14 protein-coding genes, 1 tRNA gene and 5 pseudogenes are annotated in these 23384 nt (G+C 55.3%); 11 read left to right on the top strand and 9 right to left on the bottom strand.

The annotated features are described in order from the left end of the window. Window positions 1-40: 40 nt before the first annotated feature. Window positions 41-116, bottom strand: a tRNA-Val gene (locus NHF48_RS22845). Between the two features lie 602 nt (window positions 117-718). Between NHF48_RS22845 and NHF48_RS22850 the strand changes: the two are divergent. The 3 pseudogenes from NHF48_RS22850 (at window position 719) to NHF48_RS26320 (ending at window position 6549) form a co-directional block, all read left to right on the top strand. Then, window positions 719-1681 (top strand): annotated as a pseudogene (locus tag NHF48_RS22850) (IS630 family transposase). Between the two features lie 1898 nt (window positions 1682-3579). Continuing rightward, window positions 3580-3817, top strand: a pseudogene (locus NHF48_RS25575) (hypothetical protein); the annotation flags it as partial. A 2152-nt stretch (window positions 3818-5969) separates the two neighbouring features. After that, window positions 5970-6549, top strand: a pseudogene (locus NHF48_RS26320) (N-acetylmuramoyl-L-alanine amidase family protein). Here NHF48_RS26320 and NHF48_RS22860 read toward each other — a convergent pair. From NHF48_RS22860 to NHF48_RS26330, 4 genes are all read right to left on the bottom strand, one after another. Continuing rightward, window positions 6447-6770: a hypothetical protein gene (locus tag NHF48_RS22860; protein WP_253072560.1), complete on the bottom strand. Its 324-nt coding sequence runs from the start codon at window positions 6768-6770 to the stop codon at window positions 6447-6449. The pseudogene NHF48_RS26320 and the gene NHF48_RS22860 sit on opposite strands and share 103 nt — an antisense overlap. A 652-nt stretch (window positions 6771-7422) precedes the next feature. Further along, a complete protein-coding gene (locus NHF48_RS26325) occupies window positions 7423-7905 on the bottom strand; it encodes a helix-turn-helix domain-containing protein (protein ID WP_446741233.1) in 483 nt (160 codons plus the stop codon). Window positions 7906-8681: 776 nt separating this feature from the next. Continuing rightward, window positions 8682-9438, bottom strand: a protein-coding gene (locus NHF48_RS22865; RefSeq protein ID WP_253070063.1) for an IS5 family transposase whose coding sequence is annotated in 2 segments (ribosomal slippage) — window positions 8682-9108 and window positions 9107-9438 — 759 coding nt in all. Because the reading frame shifts where the segments join, the coding sequence is not laid out codon by codon here. Between the two features lie 84 nt (window positions 9439-9522). Further along, on the bottom strand, window positions 9523-9861 hold the full coding sequence (locus NHF48_RS26330; RefSeq protein ID WP_082452912.1) for a PilZ domain-containing protein: 339 nt from the start codon (window positions 9859-9861) through the stop codon (window positions 9523-9525). A gap of 997 nt (window positions 9862-10858) precedes the next feature. Between NHF48_RS26330 and NHF48_RS22870 the strand changes: the two are divergent. Then, a pseudogene (locus tag NHF48_RS22870) lies at window positions 10859-11013 on the top strand (IS630 family transposase); the annotation flags it as partial. Window positions 11014-11347: 334 nt separating this feature from the next. Here NHF48_RS22870 and NHF48_RS22875 read toward each other — a convergent pair. Then, window positions 11348-11755, bottom strand: coding sequence for an HIRAN domain-containing protein (locus tag NHF48_RS22875; protein ID WP_253072561.1), 408 nt, complete (start codon window positions 11753-11755; stop codon window positions 11348-11350). Between the two features lie 313 nt (window positions 11756-12068). Between NHF48_RS22875 and NHF48_RS22880 the strand changes: the two genes are divergently transcribed. Then, window positions 12069-12365 (top strand): hypothetical protein, encoded by a 297-nt coding sequence (locus NHF48_RS22880; RefSeq protein WP_056484189.1) that lies wholly within the window; start codon window positions 12069-12071, stop codon window positions 12363-12365. Window positions 12366-14058: 1693 nt separating this feature from the next. On the opposite strand, the gene NHF48_RS22885 is transcribed toward NHF48_RS22880, so the two are convergent. Then, entirely contained in the window at window positions 14059-14436 is a 378-nt protein-coding gene (locus NHF48_RS22885; protein ID WP_253072562.1) for a response regulator, read from the bottom strand. A gap of 48 nt (window positions 14437-14484) precedes the next feature. Between NHF48_RS22885 and NHF48_RS26335 the strand changes: the two genes are divergently transcribed. From NHF48_RS26335 to NHF48_RS22905, 5 genes are all read left to right on the top strand, one after another. Next, the gene (locus tag NHF48_RS26335) at window positions 14485-14682 is read left to right on the top strand and encodes a response regulator (protein WP_446741234.1); all 198 of its coding nucleotides are present in this window, start codon (window positions 14485-14487) and stop codon (window positions 14680-14682) included. 402 nt (window positions 14683-15084) lie between these two features. Then, window positions 15085-17115: a PAS domain S-box protein gene (locus NHF48_RS22890; RefSeq protein ID WP_253072563.1), complete on the top strand. Its 2031-nt coding sequence runs from the start codon at window positions 15085-15087 to the stop codon at window positions 17113-17115. After that, the gene (locus tag NHF48_RS22895; protein ID WP_253072711.1) at window positions 17072-17764 is read left to right on the top strand and encodes a response regulator; all 693 of its coding nucleotides are present in this window, start codon (window positions 17072-17074) and stop codon (window positions 17762-17764) included. Before NHF48_RS22890 ends, NHF48_RS22895 begins: the two co-directional genes overlap by 44 nt. 288 nt (window positions 17765-18052) lie before the next feature. Beyond that, on the top strand, window positions 18053-18850 hold the full coding sequence (locus tag NHF48_RS22900) for a retropepsin-like aspartic protease family protein (RefSeq protein ID WP_253072564.1): 798 nt from the start codon (window positions 18053-18055) through the stop codon (window positions 18848-18850). Window positions 18851-19083: 233 nt separating this feature from the next. Beyond that, window positions 19084-19446: a response regulator gene (locus NHF48_RS22905; RefSeq protein WP_253072565.1), complete on the top strand. Its 363-nt coding sequence runs from the start codon at window positions 19084-19086 to the stop codon at window positions 19444-19446. A 1239-nt stretch (window positions 19447-20685) separates the two neighbouring features. Here NHF48_RS22905 and NHF48_RS22910 read toward each other — a convergent pair. Together NHF48_RS22910 and rpsU are read right to left on the bottom strand one after the other, a co-directional pair. Further along, window positions 20686-20889, bottom strand: coding sequence for a DUF5818 domain-containing protein (locus NHF48_RS22910; RefSeq protein WP_082453103.1), 204 nt, complete (start codon window positions 20887-20889; stop codon window positions 20686-20688). A 75-nt stretch (window positions 20890-20964) separates the two neighbouring features. After that, window positions 20965-21165: a 30S ribosomal protein S21 gene (rpsU, locus tag NHF48_RS22915; protein WP_082453104.1), complete on the bottom strand. Its 201-nt coding sequence runs from the start codon at window positions 21163-21165 to the stop codon at window positions 20965-20967. A gap of 173 nt (window positions 21166-21338) precedes the next feature. On the opposite strand from rpsU, the pseudogene NHF48_RS22920 reads away from it, so the two are divergent. After that, window positions 21339-21479 (top strand): annotated as a pseudogene (locus NHF48_RS22920) (transposase); the annotation flags it as partial. Window positions 21480-23384 lie beyond the last annotated feature (1905 nt).

Below are 23384 nucleotides of genomic sequence, written 5' to 3' on the forward strand. Positions count from 1 at the left end.
AAAGAGGCGTGGGCGATCCAGCGCCTACAGCGAACATATATGGTGGGCGATGACGGGCTCGAACCGCCGACATTCTCGGTGTAAACGAGACGCTCTACCAACTGAGCTAATCGCCCCATTGGGGTGGACATCTGATGCCAAAGACCAGCGACCGGGGCAAGCCAAAAGGGTCGGTAGTTACGGAACCCGCAAGCCGGTATTCTTTGCGGCCACGATCTACCGATGCACCGCCTCATTCCGCAATTGGGCACATCCGTTTGTGCACTGCGTCGGTTGAGCAGATTGAGACAATATTTGGACAATTGCTGTTGGTCATTCGTGCGATCTAGAGCAGTCTTCGGTGAAGCGGGGCGGCGATTGATCAAGTCAAGATTTTTGCTGGTGAGATAATCATCAATCTAAGCCGTGTTACCGATGTCGCCTATCGAGGTAAATCCAGCGCAAGGTGTTAGACTCAAATGACTCGTCGCAATGCCACTGATAACCGGGATACTCGAACGCATTGGTGCCTTCTACGGTATAGAGGCTGGATTCTGCGGTATACCGCATGACATGCGGCGGGCGGCACAACAGAACCTGACCAAGCTACTGGTCGATCTTCAGTGACAATACTCGTCACAGCACTAGAGCGGTTTCTCACAGGGCTGAGTCATAAAGGGATTCCTGTCGTCGCGGTTTTCTTATTTAGGATTCCTGCCAGTGGAGGAGGTTGGCATCGATGGCACGAGCATTATCAGTAGATCTTCGGATAGAGCTGTGACAGCGATCGCGGGTGTTCCGTCACGTCGGTAGGCCGCGGTACGGTTTGGTGTCAGCGCGGCCAGCGCCGTCCAGTGGCAGCAGCTTGCAAGCCAGCACGGGACGCCGGCGTCACAGGGACAGGGCGGAGATCGGCGTTCGCTGACGATGGGGGCGCACGCCGTATTGATCCTGGACGCTTACAAGGCAACGCCCGACATCACCCTGGCCGAGTTGCAGGCGCTTCTGGTCGATCACGGCACCAAGGTCGCACTCGGCGCGAGATGGCGGTTCTTCGCGCGCCGCGGGATCACACGCAAAAAAACAGTGCACGCGACCGAACAGGATCGCCCCCCTACATTCTGAAGCGGCACGAGGAATGGTTCGCCGGCCAGCTCGATCTCGATCCCGAACAGCTCATCTTTATCGAGTGACCTGCGCATCGACGAACATGCCGCGTCGCTATGGCAGCGCGCCACACGGTGAACGACGGCGAGCAGGCGTGCCGTACGGGCACTGGAAAACCATCACCTTCTTCGCCGGTCTAAGCCGCACCGGCATGGATCGCACCTTGGGTCCTCAACGGGCGATAAACGGTGATGCCTTCACCTACATGACCCGCGTGCTGGTGCCTGAACTGTCACCTCGCAACGCCGTCATCATGGACAACCTATCCAGCCATAAAGCGCCAGCTGAGTGCGCGGCCATTGAAGCCGCAGGCGCCGGCTCCTGTTCCTTCCGCCTCCGGCGTTTACCGGGGCAGGCTCTACAGCCCGGACTTTAACCCTATCGAGATGGCCTTCTCAAAACTGACGGCACACCTGCGAAAGGCGGCCGAGCGGATCATTCACGGCCTCTGGAATGCCATCGGCGCATCGTCGACCTCTACTCGCCCCAGGAATGCTTGAACTACGTCGCAGCTGCTGGCTACGATGCAGACTGATCAGAAAATCGCTTAAGTGCATTACACCGTAATCGAGGAACGGAACGCCGTAACGGGCTTGATCCATTCTTAGGCTGGCGAATAATCTCCCGGTGAATCAGTGGGGTGGCCGTGATCGTGTCCAGAGTTCCAATATTGCACCGCATGGCGTTGCAACATGAATATCGTTCCGAACAGTGCGCGGACTCTACGATACGCAAGGCCCATATCGTAATCTCGATGGTTTTCGAAGCGCTCGGGAATGTGCGGAGCGCTCTTGAAAACCCGTGGTTTCTTGTAGGGCGACCACCCCCCGCGTTGTTTCCATTCGTCGGGGTAAGACCGGACGCTTGACGCTGAACTAGCGTCGGTAACAAATAAACCGGATCAATTTTCATCTTTTGAAGGTTTGTCGCGCCAGTATTGAACCTGTGGCGGGGCTGAGACAGATTATGACAAACGACGAAATGGAAAAGCAGCGCTTTCGTGTCGCTGCTGAGCTAGGCGTAGATTCGAGGGCAATGAGAGATCATCCCTACGACCTCGAGATGGGCAAAAGCGGTTCCCTATTGGTTCGATGGCATGACCAAGCGCCCGATGGAGTCATTCGAGAAGGTAGTCTAGGGTCATACACGACTTTCATTCCGTCTGCGAATGACTCTGCGCCTTTAGGGTTTTCAAAGGAAGTCCTTCGTCGGTCTCAATCAGGCTAGAGGATGCAGAACGGTAACGACTCTTTGACCGCACCAAATCTCTACATCATTCTTTCGGGCGTATATCTTTCCGTCGGACACGGCCTCCGCATCATTTGGGTATTCTAGATCGATACGCTCAATGATTTTCCCGATGTTATCGAGAACATACATACGATACTCTCGCATTATCGCTTTCGGAAGTACTTTTTTTTGGGTATTTAACCTAGACCAGGTTAAGGTTCTGCAGAGTTCTATCGCAACCCTCATGGTTTGAAGAAAGCTCAAATTGGTTCGATATTATCCGATGTTGCCCTCCAGTTGGTCTGCCTAACGCGGCGGTTAGCGTGGTGCGATGACGGTAATAAGTCTCGGTGGCAGGCGGGCAGTGAACTGCAGAAACGCAGCAGTGTGAGGCAGCCGGTAAGAGCTACAGCGCGTGGTTGCACAATGCACGATGCCGGACGGGCGGTCGCTTTCCTGTGCGATACTTTCCGACGGCGCCGCCATCAGGTGGAATCGATACTGGCGCCAGTATCGCATAGGGAATGTCGCAGACGCAGCGGTTGGACAGCTAGATACGGCTACATCGTTCGAATGATCGCTAGGCGGCATATCCGAAACCGCTGCAGCGTGGCACCGCTTTGCATGTGGATCAGCGCCGAAAGCGGAATCCCGTTTTGGGGGAGACAGCTGGCTGTAATGATTTGAAACGTACATGTCATAAGGGGGGCGATGGGTGCCAGCCGGGCTCGTCGCTATGTAAATATAAGTTCAATGGCTTGATGAAATCTACTGGCATCTCGTTTTCGGCGCCGATACACGAGCATACCTGAGTGCGAGTCAACTCAGCGGCACCGCCCAGCATCGATAACCTAATGTTCACAATTTGTTTTCTACAAATAGCATTCTCATTAATTTGTCGGTTTATGCAGCGTGGTCAGAGCCCATTCCGTGACATGCGTACGTCCAGCGTTGTCAGAAAAGACTGTCTTACGCATTATTGCGTGAAACGCAGTGGCTCTGTTGCACATTATGGACGTGCGGAAGAGTAGTAACGGATGGGGGACGTTGTCGGACCTCCTCGATACCCGCTAAACGGTCGCGCAGTGTTCGGCGACCGCCTCTATAGCATCACCACGACAACGGCATCTGCGTGACTTTAGAGCGGTTTCTCACCGTGCTGAATTATAAGGGATTTCCGTCGCCGCGGTTTTCTAATTCAGGATTCCTGCCGGTGCAGGAGGCTGGCATGGATGGCGCGAGCATTCAGTGGATCTTCGGGGCAGGGTTGTGGCGGCGATCGCGAGCGGTCTGTCGCGTCGACAGGCGGTGGTACGGTTCGGTTAGCGCCGCGAGTGCGGTCCGTTGGCAGCAGCTTGCAAACCAGCATGGGACGCCGGCGCCACAGCAGCAGGGCGGCGATCGACGTTCGATAAGGGTCGAGGCGCGTGCCGCCGCGGTGAACCCGTTGTTATCTGCGAAGGAACCTTGGCCAAAGTAGTGACCGCGTTAGGCGTGTTCGGCCGGATGAAGTTCGCCGGTATAAGGGTTGCTCTCATCAGCCGCGGCGCCATTCCTTATGCATTCGAAGGTAGCGCAATCCACGGTTAGCTCGCGATACAACTCGTCCCGCATCAGTGGCTGCGGCCCTATTGCCGGGTCGCCTATAACCAGTTGCGGCATCGGGGGTGAGATCGTGTAAATTGTCAGCGGGAGATCCCGGTTCGCAAGCGGCCGCCCCTCTGCATAATCATTGAAAGACACTCGGATCGATCTTCAACGTGATTTGCTGTACGGGTGGGACTGGTTGTGAGATCGGCTGAAGACTCGATTGAGTGATTGATTGCGCCGGCCGACTCGAGGAGAACGGCAGTCCGGCCATCGAAGTTCGAAGTTGAGGTGCAGACGGTCTCACCCCCACGCCCGCGCCATTCGTCAACCGCGCGATAGAAATCTGTGAACGGCTGCTCCAAAGCTGGTAGACGCTCAGCCGCGAATGCAGGCAGCCCTTCGGGAGACACTCCGTTGCTGTCGGCTAAGACACGGTTCGCCGATGTGCAAAATGCTTCTCTCGAAGGCGACTGAGAGAAGAAATTGTACAGTCGGGTCATTGCGTCGTCATAACGGTCCTGCCAATCCCCACCGCCTGACTTCCATTCGCTCGCATATGTTGATTGCGCCTTAGCTAAAGCTGGCTGCTGAGCCGACAACAAGGCATTATAGGCGGCAACGATCACCAGTTCTTGAGGGCCACGGCAAGCAAGCGCTGCTACGTTCAACGCCGCGCGGAGATGCCAAACCGTGGCGGCAGATGACAAGTTTCGGTTTGGGGTGGGGTAGCTGCCGTCAGAGAGCGCCGCGGGAATGACCATGTTCCGTGATGCGCCCTTTGGCATCATGGGTGCTGCTACGGGCGCCGTAACGGGCGGCGGGGCTTTCGCGGCGATCTCGGGCTTTGCCGTACACCCGATCAGTAGCCCCAGCCCTGTGACCGACAACGACGCAACCCAACGACTCATAGCAACCACTTCGTTTCAGCTCTCGATCAATTAACCTTATTAATTAACCAATAGTAAGGTCGAGTGATATTAGCACAAGCGCATTTTGGGATCCGCTAGAATTTCGTAGTAGATCGAGATTGGGGCGACCAAGGTATGGCCCCGGGCGCTGCGGCGACACCTGGGCCGCAGGGGGAGTGCTTCCAGTAACGACCAATCACCACGCACGAGGCGATGTTCCTAACCGGTCCGCTACTGCAGACTCGATTGCGTTCGCATCGCCCTGTGTCATTGCGCCGGTATGCACTAAGCGCCGTATTAATTCGTCGACGATCGCGGCTAGGAAGTGAACTTCCCCACGTTCTTCGGCTGTGTCGCCTTCGCCGTTACTTACCTCTGGGATCATTGTTAAGTTACCTCGCAATAAGTAGCGGTTGTCGTTCGAGACGCGTAGCCCTTTGTCGCAGGTCAACGACTTTGGCTTAAGCCCAGGACTTTTTTCCGTTCGTACACGGAATGTGACGTGCGCCCCAGTAAGTCCGCAATCTCACGAGTATTCATAGTTTCGGACCATAGTCGAAGGGTGTCGTCGTCGACGTCAGTCCACGGTAGCCCCTTCCTGGGGTAAGCTACTGACATCATTCTACTAGCCCCCCTATTTTTCGCGTGGCGGACAACCCATCCGGCGTCCGCAAACTCAACGTATAATGATTAAAACGAGGATAACCGGCTAACACAAGCTTATACCGCCTCGGTTATTTGTAATTGGATGTTTCTGTTCGGTCACAAATATGGCTAAGGCTTCCTTGGTCGCGGGGCACGTTGGAGCGGATTGAGAAGATAGTTGGGGGAAGGCCTTGATCTGCTTCAACAATACCAACGAAGCCGCCGACGTGCCAAAGACCGGTATCCGTACCGACGCGACGTCCGACTTAATGCCAAGTAGCCGGCGTTGGTATAGCCTGCGGCATGACACTGACGTATCTAATGTGAATGCTGTTTCTTGCTGCGATCGCTATATCAGTTGGTCAGTGCGTGCCTGCGCGAAAGCCACCGGGCTATACGGTGATTGTGGACGCGGGCCACGGAGGCAGAGACGTGGGCGCGCCTGCAGTCATGCCGCGAAGGTATGAGAAGGATGTGACCCTTGGCATCGCAACCGCCTTGGCGAAACAGCTAAGCCTGCAGAGGGGGTTAGCAGTAATCATGACAAAGGGCAACAGATCGCAACCTCTCCCTTGTTCAACGTCGGCGAGTTATCTCGTCGTGCTCACCCGACCTTGTTATCTCCATTCATGCTGACAGCGGTCCCAGTTCCGCGCGTGGTCCTTCGATTTATGTCTTAAACGATGCTGGCGAGGCTATCGTGGTTAGCCGCTTGACCCGGTCAGGCCGGTCAGTTGATCACGACGATGACACTGCTTACATATTGGCAAACCTAAGTCAGCGCGGATCAATAAACTTTGCATATGAATTGGCGTCGAAAATCCGCACTGCGCTTGGCCAAGAGGAGGGGAACCTGAGGGCGATCAAGACGGCAAATTTCGCTTTGTTGAAGGCGCCGGGTGTCCCGTCCATCCTTGTGGAAACCGGTTATGTCACCAACCGGTCTGATGCAAACAAGCTCTTTGATCCCAACCAGCAGACTTTGATTGCGAACAAAATCTCTTCCGCCATTGCATCGGTGCGCCGCTGAATTCGCAAATCTTCCCGAAAGGTCGGTTTGGTGACGAAAGTGTCATCGGCATCGCTGATTTTATGGATCTTTCTTGGGAATGCGCGGTCGGCGTCCACGGCAAAGGCGAGTTGCCGACGGTGCATCGTCGCCAGTTTTGTAATATGATCAAATAATCTTGATCGGTTCGATCGGCAGGTCCGGGTTTTTCCCGGATAGTAATTGATCGGAAGCGTGAGCACGTAGCCCTATGCTCATACCGGAACGCGCACGACAGGAAGGCCGACTTCGGACAATAAGGTTCTTTGCGGAAGAAGCGATGCGTCTGGCTGACGAGGGTGGCCATACTGATATTGCGTTAAGGTTTGTCGAAGCCTTGAGCATGGTCGACGACGAATTGCGCGCAATCGAAGGCCGGCACGCGGCCGATGCATGCGGGTGCCTACGCACCTCATAAAGATTTCTCACTCAAGCCACTGTCGACATCATCGGGCGAGTTCCGCATGTCAAAGGTGCTGAGTTCGCGGTTTTGCGCCTAAGGGCGCCACGAAGCGCCTCACGATGATAAACACGATTGGCAGATGGCGAGAGATGCCGCCGAGGTATGTAGGTAGACTTCAGGAACAGAGCCCCGACTCTTGCTGATCCAACTACCTGAGGAAAAGAGGATAGCGATGGGGTCCCGATGAGTGCCGATGGGAAGCCCCAGGCCTATAAAGTGCTGGCCAGTATCAACGGTTTAACCGAAATCTGCCGGGGGTCTGGCTTTCGGTGCCGGTCCACAGCCGACGACGGCCGCCATGAGAATTACTCACCTTAAAGGGGGGCTTGCCCTGAACCACAAAAGCCCTCGTTTGCGTCGGAAGTATCCCCCGCCGCGATCTCATTTCCAGTTCAGTTTCGAACAGCAAGTTCCACGAGTTTAAGCTTACCACCCTCGAATAAAAGTCTCGACCGTACGTTGGGCGGCTGGTCTACAATAACGCGACAGATTGGTCCGCCATCTTCGAGTACGACCGACGCTCTTATAACGGACGGCTTAATACAGTACTCCTCAAATAAACGGTAAATAGTGCTCCGGCCAATCTCCAGCCTCGTCGCGGTCGCTGCAACATTGTAATCGCAATCTTGGAGGGCCGATACGAGCGCTGCGCGTTTCGCATGGGCGAAAGTGCCTACCCGTTCCCATGAACGTAGAGAACTTTGGGGGCCTTTGGCCGTCAGGGTATGATCGCTGGAGGCCTTAACATTTGTTCCGCAAGTGCTAGCTTGATCAAGATGGACGGGCCGGACTACATCGTGAGGGGGTAATGCGATCATCTCTTGTTCGACTGTCATCAATTGATCGTGGTTCGGCATCTTGGGTAGATCGCCCATACTGTTACACTCCAAGCTTTAGGAATGGGAGGTACGGGAATTGCGATGAACGTCAGGCTTACATAGAGCGATTAGTTGATCTGAAAGGCGTCGCCGTACGAGAGGCACAATAGCTTAACACCAACAAACTCAGTTAATATAGGTTAAGCTTGAAGGAAATTGTAGAAAAGGCACAGTGCTGGATTTTGGTCATTCCGTACTATTCCATGTGGTAGCGGTGGACTACAAACCCTTAATTGCGACGTCGTTCTGGCAGGGAGACGTTGTTCGCGGCAAAGGGATTCTCCGTCGCGTGCACCATCAACTGAGTCTTAGCTTTCGCCTGCAAGGGGCGACCCTGCTTGCCGGACACCCAGCCGTAAAACCACGCGCGTCTCAAGTTTGGTGCGAGCCGTTCATTGTACGGGCAGTCCTCTCGGCTACCTTCAGCCTTACGGCTGCTGGTCAGTCCTGCTTCGAAGCTTCGCTCCGTCATGCACTCTATGCCCTGCATGGCAATGCTTCATAGCTCGTGCCGCAACGCCGGCGCAAACCTGTATCAGGATTGTAAAAAATTGCTGACCATCACTGTAAGAAGAACGCGGGGTCGGCAGCGCCCCCTCTACGTCGAAGCCCGCGGCCGCGGGCGCTTCCGGTTCGGCGGCAAGGAACCAATGCTGATAATCGGTACCATTCCCGAGATGGCGCCCTATGTCGCTTGGACCGCTGCGACCAGCAGCTCGGTCGCGCAAGCTGAAACATCGCGATTGACGTTGGCTAGGGTCACGACTCATTGATTAGAGCCAGAAGATGACGGTGGCGGCGAGCGCGATAGCGGAAAAGAAGACGGTCGGGCATCGATCGTAGCGGGTAGCGACGCGGCGCCAGTCCTTCAGACGACCGAACATAATCTCGATACGGCTCCGGCTTCGGTAGCGGCGCTTGTCATATTTGACGGGGATGATCCGGGATTTTCGCCCCGGAATGCAGGGCGTTATGCCCTTTGCCTGAAGGGCGTCCCTGTACCAGTCTGCGTCATAGCCGCGGTCGCCCAGCATCCACTGCGCCTTGGGTAGATCATCAAGCAGCGCGGCAGCGCCGGTGTAGTCGCTGACCTGGCCCGCGGTCATGAAGAAGCTGAGCGGTCTGCCTTCTGCATCGGTGACGGCGTGCAGCTTCGTATTCATACCGCCTTTGGTGCGACCGATGAGCCGCCCAAGGCCCCTTTTTTACCCGCAGGCTGGACGCCGTGCGGTGCGCCTTCAGATAGGTCGCGTCGATCATGATCGTCTTCGGCGTGGCGCTCGCGGCCGCCAGTCCTTCCATTATGCGGAGGAAGACACCCCTTTCGCCCCATCGCTTCCACCGGTTGTAGAGCGTCTTGTGTGGGCCATACTCCCGAGGGGCATCGCACCATCGTAGCCCGTTGCGGTTGACGAAAACGATGCCGCTCAACACTCGCCGGTCATCAACCCGTGGCTTGCCGTGGCTCTTGGGAAAATACGGTTCGAGCCGCGCCATCTGCTCGTCGGTCAGCCAGTACAGGTCGCTCATCCTCGGTCTCCTCACGGAGCCTGAATCAGATCAAGCCGCTCAGATCAATGGGTCCTGACCCTACGGACAAGTCAAAATCTATGTTTAGGCTTTGACTGCCGCGAGCGCCAAAATGTGATCGATTACCTTTTGCGGAATGGGATTGGCCACATCAAGGCCGAACTCATCTGAATAAGACCATGCAACCCAGCCCGAATATCGTGTAAGTTGGGGTATATCCAGCGACAGGAAGCGTCCGAGAGTTACTCCATATTCGGACCTGATCCTGAATCCCAACGACGATATGTTCGTGAGGGTAGCGGCATGTAAATCGCCTGCCGGTGTAATGAGAGACACAGATAGGTGGATTCTTGATCGTACAGCTGATCGTCGATCGCTGGGATACGAAGGCGGGCAGTAGGCTGGATGATCAGCATGGCTCATTCGACGCTCATCCTACTTTCGGATGAAGGCTTTGTTAATCGCACCGCACTTGTGCCATTCGCTGTTAAAAAGCCGTCGTCGTTAGCAACGCTCGCCCCCGATATGATTGAAAATTTATCGGTTCGTCGCGCCCGAGATTCGGCCTGTCGACGCCCTCGAAAATGCTTAACTTCTTGTTAACCATTTTCCGATGGTTGTTGAATCAGTCGTTCCCTGCGACGTAATGGAGACGAACGTGCCGACTGAGACAAATCTTGAAACGGAATGTGATCGGGTACGGCGTATCGTCGCAGGATTGAATGACGAGCTTTCCCGCCAACTACTCGGCGCATACGCAGCCGATCTGAGGGAAGCCCAGCAGAGGCAGAGGCTCGTCGACCGGGAATTGGATCTTCTCCGTTCCGTCAGTCGCTCGCCAGCTCGCAGAAGGCATTAACCCGTCGTTTACCCTTTCCCGTCAGATAGGGGCGGGGGACACAGTATGCGTTATAGAATTTACGAGCTTGGCAGTTGTGGTGAAATCGTAGGCGGGGCAGACCTATCGGCAGATAACGATTTGCAATCGATTGCTGAAGGTGCTGATCACAGAAATCGGTTCGGTCTTGAGATCTGGCAGGGGAACCGCAAGGTCGCTGTCGTAAGTCCACCAAGACCAAATTCAGCGAGATCGCAGGCAGTATCGGCGCCCCGTAGATCAGTTCTCCGCCCGATTTCGCGCGGTTTTGCGTAAAGGTCAGGCCTCATAGGACGTTTTGAGACTTGCTCCCGAGGCGATGCGCAAAGGCACTGAGCTGCCCCCTCCTAGGCACCGTCGCTGTCACACGGACATGAGAAGCGCTTTCATCGCCGCAAACCGTCCGTTGATCTCCCTTCGCTATGCAATGGAAAGCTGACTTCCGGCGGTTGAGTAAATCTCGCGCGACTCCGTGTATTGTTCCATGAGAGCGAGATCGGTTGATGGCGGAGGTGATCACCACCGAAAGAATCGCGGACCTGATCTTTCATCGCCGGTCTGAGCCGTACGGGCATGATCGCACCCCAGATTCTCGATGGGCCGATGAACGGTGATGCCTTCATTGCCTACGTGACCGCGTGCTGGTGTCCAAACTCTCACTTGGCAACGTCGTCATCATGGACAACCTGTCCAGCCATAATCCGCACTTATCCATCCTGTCGGCTGCGATTGTTCGTGCCGTTAGCAGTTTTGGTATTGCCGCGTGGCCTCTAGCTCAAGCGCAATCGTTTCCTGTACGCCCGGCCGGTCTTGCCGCACAGAAATCCGTAGATCCAAACGTTTCGAAGGTTCGGCGCAAGCCGTTCTTCGTACGGACAGTCCAGTGCACTGCCGTCGATTGTCCGGCCTGCAACCCGACCAGCTTCAAAAAGTTTGCTCCATCATTCGTTCAATGCCTCGCATGACGGAGGCGGTAAAACCCAAATCCTTTCCACGGAGTGAACTAAGGCCCGATCTCGGGACTTTCCTTCATCAAGATAGAATGCGTAAAGATCGTGCACCGGCCGCTGCGCTGGCTTCATCTTGGGGGGCGTAATTCGGAACATCAGGGACCGGGTCGGGCAGGGTGGGAAGCCCGCCTCCGAACCGGATCCGGATGTAAGCTCTGCTCCTGTGCATGGTTTGGAAGATCGCGCTAACCTCGTCTTTATCCATCCGCTTGCCAATCAGGCGCGCGTGCTCGGCGCTGACGTAGCCCATCTGTACACCGCGTCTGGACCATACGGTAATGGCGTTCTGGTCGTATGGGGTCTTCGGTTCAAGGCGAAGCTCGACCATCTCGCCAGGCCTGCAGAGCATGCACTCCATAACCCTGCTGCTCTTCGATTTATCCTCGTTCGGAAAGTCCAAGCCGACAATGGAGGTGGTGAGTTCGCTCATCGACCTTCCCTAGCCTTGCGGCCGAGTTTCGGACAGGTCGAGTTCTAAAACAGCCGTAATGAGCGAGTATCTTCGCCGGCGCGCAGTTTCAGATTGGGCTGAAGCGGGAACGACTGACCCGACGAATAAAAACCGTTGTATAAGCATCTATCTGGAAGCTTGATGAGCTCGCCGCCCATACCGAACGAGTGAAATTCTTAAGATAGGGAAGTTCGAGATTGTAGACCAAGACCCCTCGTGGCCTTGAATGCACTACATAAATCGTTTGAGCAGATGGTTTGCCCGAATGGTCGACCGAGCATAGGCTTCGCCCATGACCGATTCGCTCAACGCTTCACCCCTCCTATCCAAATTGCGGCGCGTTTTAAGCGCTCAGGAGGCAGTCGCGCTTATGCCAGCGCCAATGCTCGACACGTCTGTCGGTACTATGTCAGATGACCCGATGCCTGCAGCGGCGATCGTAGGCATGCAGCGGGAAATAAGCGTATTACTGGCCGAGGCTACGGACACGGACTTGGTTAAGGCTCACCAAGAAACCGACGGTGAAGCCGGCGAACTAGATGCCAAGGCCCTTCTTGCTGAGATCGAACGGCGTAACCTTAATATATGATAGGCGATCGGAACGCGCGGTCGAAGGCGACGGAAATTGTCGCGTTGCGCGGCGAGGAACCGGCAAGCTATGTGCCAAACTCGTTTAATAGGATCTTAAACTCGAAATATCGTATTGAGGACCGGCATCGGGTAGCTGCAGCAGTCGACACTCTTGTGTACTTTACGCCTCCAAGAGCGATCGCGTTTACAAAAACGCTGAGCTTGCTGCCGGATTGTCGGAATTGGCAAGGTGTGCGTTACAGAACTCGGTGTTTAACGGCGCCGGATGGATTTTAAGATATCTATCTGTTGAAACGGCCGATGAGTTGATTGCCTTAAAGCTTGCTCGCGCAAGTAAATCTGAGGTTTACGTCACCATTGCTGGAATGGGCGTTAGAGCAGTTGTTGTCCGACCGGGTCAACGTCAAGGCACGGTGTCTGAGTAGACGTCCGATCGCTGCAACTGCCTCACGATGCCCTTAAAGATGCCGAAATGCTTTGGCCGCCAATCTCGTTATCCTGCTGAACCGCTTCCCCAGAACATTACCAGTGGCCATCGATCGGGGCAGTGTCCCCATAGGCATCGTAGCGCGAGACGGACTGGAACCGTCTCCACTCGCCCCGCGCTGGTCTGGTCAAGCGTCTGGCGCAAGATCTGGACCGCTAAATCAACTGTGATTCGCCTCCGCCGATGCATTACGCTATGGAACGCAACGGGAACGAACGCGCAAGGTTGGATATGTCGTCACGGTGTCGGATCTGAACGAGCAACAAAAAGATGCGGTAATCGGGCATGTCGGCGCGCATATGTGGAAGAGCTCATGGAGCGGGCTACGGTAGCGTGCCCGGCGGGCCCCAGATTATGCAGCTTGCGCCTATGACTCCGCAATTTGCGCGGATTTGTTCCATGGCAGGAGCTCGTTCCATTGCACCGCTTTCTAATCAGCCGCAGCCTTCCAGTGACATCGGCGATGTAGGTTTCGGTTCCTCGCGTGTCGACCAAGGACACCCGACCGACATCTCGATATGACTACTTATAAAGCGGGTGCTGTGGCTGCCGTTGGTTCGTTCAATAGAGCCGCCTGGCATCACGGCTCCGTTTAAGGTGCTGCTATCAACCCGTCGAACGATCGCCCTGCAAGGCGGCATTTTATGAGATGGCGGTTGCTGCCCGGTAAGCACTGGGACTACCGTGATCCGTCGCGGCGAGCATCCCAGTTCCGTGCTCGTCACACGCGCTCGTCGCGGCATTGTTCCGATTTGGGAATCGTTAAAGATTGCTTACCTTACTGATAAGTGTCAATTACATGACATCGCAGCGGGTTGAGCTTTCCCCAAGACGCCTCCCCGCTGCGGTGTCCGTCCTCAATCGTTTCCGAAACTGCTCGATGGCCTGGCAATGTTAAGCGCTGTGACGGGGTGTTCGGCCTGATCGAGCAATCCTGCGACGCGTACCACGTTCACTAAGCTGAATGATGGCAGCTATGGCGGCAGGAAGCTTGAAGCCGCGAGCGCGCGCGTTGATCATCTGACAGTCGAGATCGTGACGGTTTTGGTCAATCTATCGCGTCGCTGCGTCGTTTAGCGCTCCCTGGCGTGGTTCAGTCGATGTCGACGTCTTGCAAAGGACTGAAAACCTCCATCACCTCGTCCGAGGCTTGGATTATCGGTCATCCATCAAGGGAATGGCGGGCCGTATTGCTAAGTTCGAATTACGAGTCGATCTCTAAGAGGCCATAAACTTCGTTTTCCAAATAGCTCATGGTAAATGGTTTTATTAGAAAACGTTGGGCAACATGTCGGCGAGTTTCGGCTTCGTCTGTGAAGCCGGACATGATTATCGTGCGAAGGGTTGGTCGAGACGCCAAAGCGCTCTCAATAAAATCAAATCCGTTTAATATACCCGGCATTTTGACATCAGTTATGATTAAATCGATTTCAGGACATCTTTTTACAAGCAATAATGCATCATCACCATTACAAGCTAGAACTGTTTTGAACCCACATTCATCAAGGTGCTCGCCAATTATAGAGCGAATTCGTTCTTCATCGTCAACGACCAGAATGGTATTTCCATAACCGTTTCTCATCACAAACCTCTCAGATCTCCGATCTGAATCATATCCCTAAGAGGCAACATGGATACCCTAAAAGTGCTCATCGTTGACGACAACGTCGTTATTCTGTCAATGATTACTGATATGGTTGAGGATATGGGTTATATCCCGATACCGGTTAGCACGGCAGAGGCGGCAATAGATTGTCTTCGTGAAGGCGGTGTAGACGTACTGCTTAGCGACATTTCGTTAGGGGAGGGCTTTCCGGCGTCGAATTGATCGCGGACGAGCAAATTGATATGCCGCAAACTGTCGTGCTAATGTCGGGAAGTCCAAAACCTGACGCGCTCCCAAGCGGCACGCGCTATCTAAGCAAACCTTTTACCACAAGAACGCTTGATTTAGCTATTCGCAGTTAGAGTCTGATCTTGCTGAACGTAGTCAAAGGGTGACGTTCGCGGCGATTGCGATAGCAAAGGTTGTGCATTACGGCACTGCGGGTTGCGCTGGTCCTTGGAGGACATGCATTTCATGCAGCGCCATATGCTCGTCGGTCAGCGGGTACAGATTGTGAATATGCGGTCTCGTCACGGAACAAGAGTAACCAGTTGACGCAGATAGAAAGCGTATGGCCTAACTGTAAGACGCTCACCCTCATGGGAGGGCGTTTGGGGGCGGGAAGTGACTATCGATTCAAGCGAACGTCGTTTAAACGCCATCGTGAATAATAGCACGATGGCGATCTTCCTCATGGATGAACGTCAGCACTGCGTCTTCATGAATCAAGCAGCAGAGGCATTGACTGGCTACCGTTTGGAAGAAGCCGTCGACCGCCCCCTGCACGATCTCGTTCATCACCAGCGCCCGGATGGTACACCATACCCGTTGGCCGAATGTCCAATCGATCGGGCATTCCCCGACTTTGAACAGATGCACGGCGAGGAGGTATTCGTCCACAAGGACGGATACTTCTATCCCGTCGCGTTCACCGCGTCCCCAATCACGGGTGATGACGGTCAACCTGTCGGCACGATCATTGAATTGCGCGATCTTTCGGCCGAAAAAGCGAAAGAGGCTGCGCTGCGGGAAAGCGAGAGCCGGTTCCGCAATATGGCCGATCGCGCTCCGGTTATGATGTGGGTCACCGATGCGACTGGCTTTTGCACGTACCTTAACCGGCAGTGGTATGAATTTACCGGGCAGACGATTGCGGAAGCGCACGGATACGGCTGGCTAGAGGCTACTCATCCCGGTGATCGCCAACGTACGGAGGCTGCCTTCTTCGCGGCAATTGCCAAACATGAACCCTTCCGCTTCGAGTATCGTCTCAAGCACGCATCAGGCACCTACCGCTGGGCGATCGATGCTGCGAGTCCGCGGTTCGGTGACGATGGGGAGTTCTTAGGCTACGCCGGCTCCGTAATCGACATTGACGAACGGCGTGAAGCTGAGGAGCGGCTGGCGGTCAGCGAAGAGCAATTGCGACTTGCTTTAGAGGTTGCCGAAATTGGCCAATGGGACGTGGATCAGGCCACTGGCAACATGTTTTGGCCACCGCGGGTTAAGGCGATGTTCGGTATCTCTCCGGGCGTTCCGGTCACCTTAGACGATTTTCATAACGGCGTGCATCCGAAGGACCGGGAGAAAACACGCAGGGCTTACGAGTCCGCAAGTGACCCTGATCGCCGCGCTCTGTACGACGTCGAGTACCGGACCATCGGCAAGGAGGACGGCATTACCCGGTGGGTCGCAGCAAAGGGGCGTGGCCTGTTTGATGCGCAAGGTAATTGCCTTCGTGTGATCGGGACCGCCATCGACGTCACGGCGCGGAAGGCAGGCGAAATCCACCTTCATCAGCTTAACGAACGCCTCGAACACGAGGTCACCACACGAACTGCCGAGCGCAACCGGGTTTGGGAGATGAGCCGCGATCTGCTCGCTATCATGGGGTTCGACGGTTCTCGAAAGGCCATAAATCCGGCGTGGGAGGCCACACTTGGCCGCGATGCCGCGACGCTGTTGTCTCTATCGTTCCGTGAGCAAGTCCACCCTGATGATCATGATGCGGTCCAGAGCGTCATGGAGTGGTTGCTTCGCGGCGAGACCGTCGAGCGCTTCGAGGACAGGATCGCTCATGCCGATGGATCATGGCGCTGGATTTCTTGGACGCTCGTGCCTGAAGGCGATGTCTTCTACGCAGTCGGGCGCGATGTCACGTCAGAGAAGGCTGCCGCCCAAGAGCTTGAATATGCGCAGGAGGCACTCCGCCAGAGCCAGAAGATGGAGGCGATGGGTCAGCTTACTGGTGGCGTCGCACATGACTTTAACAATCTGCTCACGCCGATCCTGGCAGCGCTCGATATGCTACAGCGGCGAGGCGTCGGAGGCGACCGCGAACAACGGCTGATCGAAGGTGCTATCCAATCGGTCGACCGGGCTGCAACACTCGTTCAGCGTCTTTTAGCGTTCGCGCGACGGCAACCACTGCAATCATCTGCCGTCGACATCGGCAAACTCGTCGCGGGAATGGCGGACCTTCTTATCAGCACGACCGGCCCTCAGGTTCGAGTGGTTGTCGACCTGGCGGACGATCTGCCCCCCCGCCAAAGCAGATCCAAACCAGCTGGAGATGGCGCTGCTGAACCTAGGCGTGAATGCGCGCGACGCTATGCCCCAGGGAGGCACGCTCCGGATAACCGCAAATCGCGCTAGCATCCGCACCCCACGTGGGGCGCTCAAACGGGGGCATTATGTCCGGTTAGGGGTCGCCGACACTGGCGCCGGAATGGATCCGGTCACGTTGGCTCGCGCGATCGAGCCATTCTTTTCCACTAAGGGTATCGGCAAGGGCACCGGCCTTGGCCTTTCAATGGCACACGGACTGGCAGCTCAATTAGGCGGTGCGCTCACTATTCAGAGCCAGGAGGGTGTCGGAACCAATGTCGAACTTTGGTTGCCGGTCAGCGCCGTTTCTCCTGACGGCGGCGAGACACCCGCAGACGTTGCACCCGTTAACACAGCGAGCGGCCTTGCACTCCTCGTCGATGACGAAGACGCTGTTCGGGCCAGCACAGCCGATATGCTCGAAGAATACGGATACGAGGTTCGCGAAGCGAACTCCGCTGAAACGGCCTTGGCGCTTGTTACCAACGGATTGCTTCCTGACCTGCTGGTCTCGGACCATCTCATGCCCGGCATGAGTGGGGTGGAGCTGGCATCAGAACTCCGAAAAACGTTGCCCAATCTGCCGGTGTTGATCATTTCTGGCTATGCCGATCTCGAGGGTCTTGCTCCGGATCTGCCTCGATTGGTAAAACCCTTCCGAAGCGCCGAGCTAGCCGCAATACTCGCGGCGCTATGAGATTTTGAAAAGAACAATATTGAACTGCGCAGCTTTTGCCGCTTCTGTCTATCGTAGGGTGCAAAGTAGCCTGTTCGCAGCCCTTGTACTGGTAAGAGTTTTGTAAAGCGGTAGTTGGTAGCGCCCGGTTCGGATCAACCCACACCAACGCTCATTCTCGAGATTGGGGTCGGCGATTCGATAGTCCAGCGTCCGTGATCAGATCCGCCCTTCACGTCTCGGCGATACCGTCGTCGTCTGAAATTTACCAGACCTCAATCTCTGCACCCTACCCGAAGGGGTATGATCATGCTGCGCATCTTTGTTATCGCTGCCGCGGCCATCGTGACGGTGCCTGCCGTCGCGCAGGTGCGCGTCACCGTCAACGGTAAGGCCATCGACGTGCCCGCCGGCACAATGCGCGTTATCACCTACTCGCCGGGCGGTGGGCAACAGATATCCGATCAGCCATGGGCTGGCCAGATCGGTGTCGAAGTTGCCTCCGGTGTCGTCGTTACCACCGAGACCGTCGAAGAGGACGGCCACGGACGGGTTCTTTCGCGCAAGGTCGTCACGCATGCCGAACCGCCGCGCGTCGCCTATACGGCGCGGGCTCCAACCTACCAGCAGGCTATCTATCGCCAGCCTACTTATGTGCCACCACGCCTCAAACCGGACCCGTCTGAACTCTCGGACGAGCAGCCATCCTCGATGCCCAAAATAATGCGCATCAAGCGCGATGGCTGGAGCGGACACTTCATTGCGAACATCCACATCAACGGCGTTGCGATCAAGGCAATCATAGATACCGGGGCGACCTACACGCTACTAACGCCTGAAGCGGCACAGGCGGTCGGCGCCTACCAGTCAATTATTCGAAACGAGTCGGCCATCGGCATCGGCGGTATGACCACGGTGGCAGTCGCCAAGCTCCGCACGATGGAAGTTGCCGGACAGCAGTTCGGCAGCATGATAGCTCGCATCGGGCAGCGTGGCATTGCCTACACGCTTCTTGGCCAGACCGAGATCGCTCGGCTTGGCCGCGTCGTCATCGAAGACGGTGTCATGACTATCACCCCCCGGGGTATCCAGTACGCCTTGCGCTGATACCATGTCAGGCGGACTCATCGTTGCAATCGGTTACCCGCCGACAGAATGAAACTCGTCCAAGCATCGGGGGAGGCAACCACACTCGGTTCATGGGTCATGCTAGTCGTCATCCAAGACTATACTCATCAATAATAGTAAAACATAAAATATTTTTGGCATTTATATCATTGCAAAATGAGTCTTCATAATCATCCAGATGTTGTCGTGACTTAAAAAGAATAGGTGAAATCATGGGCAAACGGGTACTAATCGTTGAAGATAACGAGCTGAACCTAAAGCTTTTCTGTGACTTATTGAAAGCGCATGAGTTCGTTGTCGAGCCCGTACGCGATGGTCGCGAAGCTCTGGCGCGGGCTAGTGAATTTAATCCTGATTTGATCATAATGGACATACAGATGCCGTACGTCACAGGCTACGAGTTGATCCTTGAGATGATGACCGACAAGAATCTGCGAACGATCCCGATAATGGCCGTGACCGCTTATGCCGGACCTGACGATGAGGAACGTATCCGGGCAGCTGGTGCGCAATCCTATATCTCGAAACCGATCACCCTGACGGGGTTCTTAGACGCAGTGAACGCTTTGGTGTGATTCAGGAAAATATATACCGGCTAAATTCGGGCAGTCGCTTAGCGGCAATGGCAATAGCCTTCGCCATGTCGGACTTTGGCGCTGGCGGCGCAGTGCTACGTCCCGCTGTCTTGGGTGAGATTTTCTGCCGCGCTGCTCGGCGCGTGTCAGGCGGCTTCCCGCAGACCTTGGTTTCCGTGCCGTATGTACAAGTCACCGGTGCGTTCATGAATATGGGTCGTCGGCAACGCTGCAACCGCTCATGCAGGGCCTACCTCAGCGAAGGTCGGGTCGAATACCTTGCCTTTAACGGCCCCAGCACGCGGCGTCGGTGCACCGCTTGAATGGCCAGGACGACAATAAAAGGCAGCGCTATGCTGTTGTAAAAACTGGAGACTTCGGTATTTTGCTTATATGGCTGGCTCCCTTCATCCAGTAGCGCTTGCGCACGCTCAGGGATTACAGGCGGGGAGGATGCATTTTGTACCGCCCCCAACGTGTCCATGGCCTGTGCAGGATCGCGAAGCGGTGTCTGCGTGGTTCGCCGGGTTTAGCGTTGGGGTTTTGGTTTATTCTCAACGAGAAGAGCGAGCGCGCTCCAACTGGCTCTCGTTTTGAACTTGAGGCGGCATGGTTCGGTAAGGCACGGGTAGGAAGCAAGCAGACTACGTCCGACAGCCTACCTCCTCAAGCTTCAGTGCCGCAGCCTGATGCCCACCGGAGAACGGAAGGGCAGCAGTGCTAGTGCCGGGCACCCAAAGTAGCATGCTATTACGACACCATCAGTGGAGCGGTCACGACACCTGTGGCGTCGGTAACGTCTCGATGATCGATCCACCATTTGGCCTCTGTCACTTGGAGACATGCATGATAATCGGCAACCTTACAAAGTGCTGTTATCGCTGCGAGGCGCTTCGCCCTGATGGTCGACGCCCAGCTGATCTGGTGATCAGTGCCGGTCAGCGCCGCAAGGCCGAGGTGCATGACTGCAGCACTGCTGAGCGCTGCAGTAGCGGCGGGCTCGGCTCTCTTTTCGACAACGAAGCAGTCGCGACATGTCGTTGTCTTTAACCACCGCGCCTTGCGTCCCTGTTGGCTATCATAGCCGGCAGATAATGAGTCTGCTCATGACCGCAAGCATGAATGATTTTCTGTTCCATGGCCGTGATGATGCCCGTCCATGTTTTGAGTGCAACGTCAATGAGTCAGGCTGAATCGGAATTACGCCCAGTGGGTAACGACTGAGCAAGAAGCGTCTTTCTAGGTCAGCGCAACGCCTTCGGCATTTACCAGGTCAGGGCCAACTAACGTACCAATTAGCCGTACGCGCTTTTCTACCAGATCAACCGGGGTGCGATGCAGTTCGAGCTGGTAGCGCCCACCAACATCCCGACGAAGATAGAACTCTCCGCCTTCGCGAATTAAGGTGCCCACCTCATCGATCCGGGCCCCAATCGCTATCATCGCTTCGGCATCATTTCACTCTGATAACGTACAACTTTGCCAATCGGACGGTTAGAAAGTACCATCAGGCATGTGTCAGCTATCACGTTCGGCACGCTTGCGATCGGCTTTCTTTGCACGGCTCACCGCAGCGGCATGCTGACGCGCACGTTTTTCCGATGGCTTCTCGTAATGGCGACGCAACTTCATCTCTCTATAAACACCCTCGCGCTGCAGCTTCTTTTTGAGTGCACGAAGGGCTTGGTCGACGTTGTTGTCGCGGACGGTGATCAGCATGGCTGCTGGGCTTTCGTGCAGGTTCGTGGGTCGCTTCAGAACGCCCTATGGTCCAAGGTTGCCTCTGCCAAGTACGAATGCAAGGTTCTTTGGGCTCAAACCCAATCAGGCTATTGATTTAAAGAGGGTTTCCTGATTCACAGAGCGTGGGACGATGGAGGCGGTAGAAGGCGTTGTTCTGGTTATCGGCCGAGGCATGGAAGGCGATCGAGCCGCATTTGCCGAAGAACCAGCTCCGCGCCCGGCGGGTCGATGACCGACGGGTGATTTCGGGCATCATTCATGTGCTGAAGGTCGGCTGCCGGTGGTGCGACTGACTGCTCAGAGCGTCAAATTGCCCCGGGGTAATTTCGAAAGTGCGACAGTTGACCTGTGTCGAGTCTAGATGGCGCTCGAGGCCAATCGTTACCGCTCGGGAACAATTGCGTAGTCAAGCGTTAGTGCGAACCGGGTTCCACAACGTCCCCGGTCGGCCCGCTTTTCCGAACCCCCGGGGGCGGGCCGTTATTCCGATCTTAATTATACGCCGTCATGTAAGTTCTCGAGGCTTCGCCCTCACACCGGACGGCCCCTGCTCGCCGTAACGCCCCCCCAAGCTCGGGCGAGCAGGGAGTTCGGTTCAAAAAAGCAAGCCTTGTAGCATACTGGTCGCATGCATATTTCGATTAACGCTGATAATTGGGATCACACGTGTTGTTGTTTCCGTAAAGCTCTGCCTACCATTTTTTGATATCGAGCCACTTCTCAGTTATCTTTTTTGGTAACCTTACCAGCCGCAGTTCTAATGATTTACAGTTCAATTATTACCACTAATCATACTGTGTGAAATGCATAGTCGGTATTTAACAGATACTACTAGACCACATGCCGCAAGAAGTTCCTCACTCTTCAAGGAGCGGCGCAAGCAGATCGAAGAGTGAGGAGGTTTTTGCGGGCGGCCAGGCTCGGGCTCCGGTCCATCACAAAATAGAAAGTGGGTTATCGGACATGAACCATTCCGGAAAGCTTTGTTCATGTTGCAGCTCGGTTGTTCGCAACTTGCTTATCCGGTACTAAACGCTTCGCCACTTTGACAAGTCATTTACGGATTACGGCCCAGCTGCGCGGGCACCAAAGCTTGAACTTGTGTCATTCAAAATCAAGTAGACTTATCGCGCGCGCTCTAGCTCCGGAAACGATTGCTGGCTTCGCCTGCATGGTGATCCCACCTCGGTATTCCGGGTGGGATCGCGACGGCATTGCAACTCGCGGAATTACGTAGATGCGGCAAAAAAGCTTCTCCGCCGCAGATTTATAAATTGGCTGCCTCAGACTACCTACTGCTCCGGGGAGCTTAAAATTTCAGTGCCGTCATCCAGCCGGAACGGCTCGTTCTCCGACTCTGGGTCAACCCCCGCCGTAACGACGATCCCCAAAAGCGCGGTTTCGCGAATGTAGAAACTCGCCCCGGCTACCGTTCGCATTTCGATTAGGCGGCCGACGCTCTTTGCTTCCACGACTGCGACAGGTTCGGCACTTCCCAGTACCAAAGCTGAAACACCGCTTCCTCGTGTAAGGCCATCCAAAAAGCTTATCGACCAAGCGGTCAGCGGCGTCGTCGATTTCGATCATAGCGTTCCTTTCAGGGCTTGGCGCAACACCTAACACAAGGGGGTATCTTCTGACCAACGCCGTAGTGGAGGCCGCGCGATCGAAGCCGGCCGCCTATAAGCGCTTCGACCACCAAATACGATTGTGCGCCATCTAGACGGCTTTCGTTATCAGTTAGTATGATAGAATGTTCTCCGCTCTCCGAGGTGCGGCGTAAAGCAAAACGGAGAGTGAGGAAGTATGACCGAGCAGTTAGGCTCGGGCTCCGGTCCATCACTGCGCTATTGAATATTAACGTCGCGGATGCTGTATACATCAAGTTTGATATTGTAAGAGGCTCACCGGCCCGTCAGTTTCTCGCGACGGTCATGGATGGAAGCCAGTATGCGTTCGTACGCTCGGCCGTCCCCCTTGTCATGGATGGCTCGTCTATGAGCTCAGCTGGCAGCGTGTAGGCGACCATATCACGTGTTGTGTCTGTCGTCTTGTAGCCCTTAGGAATTGGCTTACCTCCATCTTCCGCGGCTTTCGCGTCAGCCTATCTATTTAAGAGCCTATGCGCAGTCGACTGATTCAGGCAAACCGTTCTGATGATTAAGATCCTTGCGGTCCTGACGCTTGCATTCTCA

This window comes from Sphingomonas sp. H160509 (genome assembly GCF_024124765.2).
Taxonomy (GTDB): Bacteria; Pseudomonadota; Alphaproteobacteria; order Sphingomonadales; family Sphingomonadaceae; genus Sphingomonas.